The sequence below is a fragment of the Streptomyces sp. NPDC052682 genome, assembly GCF_040678435.1.
Classification (GTDB): Bacteria; Actinomycetota; Actinomycetes; order Streptomycetales; family Streptomycetaceae; genus Streptomyces.
Genome location: NZ_JBFATS010000044.1, coordinates 1 through 3435, shown reverse-complemented (window position 1 = coordinate 3435; position 3435 = coordinate 1). Strand labels below are relative to the sequence as shown.

The 3435-nt window shown below is 70.9% G+C and carries 3 protein-coding genes; all 3 read left to right on the top strand.

Annotated features, from left to right (window positions below; all coding sequences use genetic code 11):
* Positions 1-525, top strand: a 525-nt coding sequence (locus AB0K80_RS33795) for an RICIN domain-containing protein (RefSeq protein WP_365676375.1), incomplete at its 5' end; no start/stop codon positions are given.
* Positions 522-1970 (top strand): glycoside hydrolase family 43 protein, encoded by a 1449-nt coding sequence (locus tag AB0K80_RS33790; RefSeq protein WP_365676373.1) that lies wholly within the window; start codon positions 522-524, stop codon positions 1968-1970. The genes AB0K80_RS33795 and AB0K80_RS33790, both read left to right, overlap by 4 nt.
* Before the next feature lie 83 nt (positions 1971-2053).
* Positions 2054-3283 (top strand): cellulose binding domain-containing protein, encoded by a 1230-nt coding sequence (locus AB0K80_RS33785; protein WP_365676372.1) that lies wholly within the window; start codon positions 2054-2056, stop codon positions 3281-3283.
* Positions 3284-3435 lie beyond the last annotated feature (152 nt).

The following is a 3435-nucleotide window of genomic DNA, read 5'->3' as shown; positions in this document are numbered from 1 at the left end:
GGCCTGTCCGGAGGGCCGTTCACCCTCACCGACCTGTGGACCGGCGGCACGTCCAGCACGTCCGGGCAGATCTCGGCCAGCGTCCCCGCGCACGGCGTCGCCGTGTTCAAGGTGACCGGCGGCAGTCCTCTGGCCTCCACCACCTCCCGGCTGCGCGGCGCCGCGTCCGGCCGCTGCATGGACGTGGACAACGCCTCCACCGCCGCCGGCGCCACGGTACTGCTGTGGGACTGCCACACGGCCGCCAACCAGCTGTGGACCACGTGGGCCGGCGGCGAGATCCGCGTCTACGGCGACAAGTGCCTGGATGCCTACAACCAGGGCACCACCAACGGCACCCGCGTCATCACCTGGCCCTGCAACGGCCAGGACAACCAGAAGTGGACCGTCGGTTCCGACGGGTCGATCCGCAACGCCCGCGCCGGGCTGTGCCTCGACGTCAACGGGTCCGGCACCGCCAACGGCACCCCACTGGTGCTGTGGAGCTGCAACGGCCAGGCCGGCCAGAAGTGGAGCCGCACGTGAGGGACATCGCCCACCGGCCACCAGCCCGTGCGCGGTGTGTCCGGGCCGTCGCCTGGACGATGGGCCTCCTGCTGGCGTTCGCCGTCGTTCCCGCCCTGGTGCAGCCCTCGGCGGCCAGGGCGGACAACCCCATCGTCCAGCACATCTACACCGCTGATCCGGCCCCCTTGGTCCACAACGGGCGGGTCTACCTCTACACCGGGCACGACGAGGACGGCTCCACCTACTTCACCATGAAGGACTGGAGGGTGTGGTCCTCCGCCGACATGGTCAACTGGACCGACCACGGCTCACCGCTCAGCCTGAACACCTTCAGCTGGGCGTCCGCCGACGCATGGGCGGGACAGGCCGTGCAGCGGGGCGGCAAGTTCTACTGGTACGTACCCGTGAAGAACCGGGCGACCGGCCGCATGGCCATCGGCGTGGCGGTGTCGGACAGCCCCACCGGCCCGTTCCGGGACGCCCTCGGCCGTCCGCTGGTGGAGAACGGCGAGATCGACCCGACCGTCTTCATCGACGACGACGGCCAGGCCTACCTGTACTGGGGCAACCCGAATCTCTGGTACGTCAGACTGAACGCCGACATGACCTCCTACTCGGGCAGCCCCACCAGGATCCCGCTCACCACCGCGGGATTCGGCACCCGCACCGGTGATCCCAACCGCCCCACGCTGTACGAGGAGGGGCCCTGGGTCTACAAGCGCAACGGCCTGTACTACATGGTGTTCGCGGCCAAGTGCTGCTCGGAGTTCATCGCCTACTCCACGGCTCCCGGGCCGACCGGGCCCTGGACCTACCGCGGGACGGTCATGCCCACCCAGGGCAGCAGTTTCACCAACCACCCCGGGATCGTGGACTTCAAGGGCAATTCGTACTTCTTCTACCACAACGGAGCGCTCCCGGGCGGCGGTGGTTTCACTCGCTCGGTCGCGGTGGAGAGGTTCTCCTACAACGCCGACGGCACGATCCCGGCCATCACCATGACGAACACCGGCGCACCCCAGGTCGGCACGCTCGACCCGTACGTACGCCAGGAGGCGGAGACGATCGCCTGGGGGTCCGGGATAGAGACCGAACCGGCCGGCGAAGGCGGGATGAACGTCGGCTGGATCGAGAACGGCGACTACATCAAGGTCAAGGGCGTGGCCTTCGGGGCGGGCGCGTCCTCGTTCACCGCGCGCGTCGCCTCGGGCAGCGGCGGCGGCACCGTCGAGCTGCGCCTGGGCTCCCCGAGCGGGACGGTCGTGGGCCGGTGCGCGGTGCCGAACACCGGGGGCTGGCAGACCTGGAGGACCGTGTCCTGCCCGGTCAGCGGCGCAGCAGGAACCCAGGACCTCTACCTGCGGTTCACCGGCGGCAGCGGCTACCTGCTCAACATGAACTGGTGGCAGTTCGCCGCAGGCGCCACCAGCACCCCTCTGCCCGATTCGGCCCGAACCCCGTAGCCGCTCATGCGACGCACCGACGAAACAAGGGGAGTTGCACGATGACAAGGGCACGATCTCACTTATGGCACGCCGTGGTCGCGGTGCTGCTCGTGCTGGCCACGGGAGGCACGGCACTGGCCGCCGGCCACGGCGAGAGGGCTCCGCTCACCGCCTCCGGCACGGCCGCCCCGACCGCGGGGTGCGGGAAGACCCCCACCCTGACCAGCGGCACCCACACGATCCAGAGCGGCGGCAAGAACCGTACCTTCATCCTGAGGATCCCGGACGGCTACGACCGCAGCCGCCCGTACCGGCTGATCTTCGGGTTCCACTGGCTGGGCGGCACCTCCACCGACGTCGCCACGGGCCGCACGGTGGAGACGGGCACCTGGGCGTACTACGGGCTCCAGCGACTGGCGAACAACAGCGCGATCTTCGTCGCTCCGCAGGGCCTCGACAACGGCTGGGCCAACAACGGCGGGGAGGACGTCACCTTCGTCGACGACATGATCCGGCGGATCGAGGCGGACCTGTGCGTCGACACGAGCCAGCGCTTCGCGCTCGGCTTCAGCTACGGCGCCGCCATGTCGTACGCCCTCGCGTGTGCCCGCGCCACCGTCTTCCGCGCGGTCGCGGTGCAAAGCGGCGGGCAGCTGAGCGGATGCAGCGGCGGCACCCAGCCCATCGCCTACCTCGGCGTGCACGGCCTCAGGGACAACGTCCTCGGCATCTCCGGCGGGCGGGCGATGCGCGACAGGTTCGTCCGGAACAACGGCTGCACCCCCCAGAACCCGCCCGAGCCGGCGCAGGGCAGCCTGACGCACCGGGTCACCACCTACGCGGGCTGCTCGGCCGGGCACCCGGTCGCCTGGGCCGCGTTCGACGAGGGGCACATCGCCGCTCCGCAGGACGGGGCGCCCGGTGACAGCGGCCGCAGCTGGCTGCCGGGAGAGGTATGGAAGTTCTTCACGCAGTTCCAGACCTCCGACCCGCCGTCACCGACGCCCGCCACCTGCCGGGTCACCGACACCGTCAACGCCTGGAACAGCGGTCTTACCTCGACCATCACCGTCACCAACACCGGCACCAGCGCGATCGAGGGCTGGTCATTGGTCTTCACCCTGCCCGGTGGGCAGACCCTCACCTCCGGCTGGAACGCGGACTTCTCGCCCGCCTCCGGCCAGGTGACGGCCAGGAACCTCTCCCACAACGCCACCATCGCGCCGGGCGCGTCCGTGGGCATCGGCTTCCAGGCCACCCACACCGGCGACACCGCCGCGCCCACCTCCTTCACCCTCAACGGCACCGCCTGCGCTGTCACGGGGAGGTGACCGACGTGGGCAGGCGGACCGGTTCCGTCCGGAGGCGAGCTCAGCGGCCGCCGGGCGGACCGGCCCGCCGCCCGCCGGGCGGTGTTCCCCGCGCGCGACCGCCGCGGCCGACGGCGGCCCGCCCCGGCTCGGATCCCTCCGGCCGGGGCGGG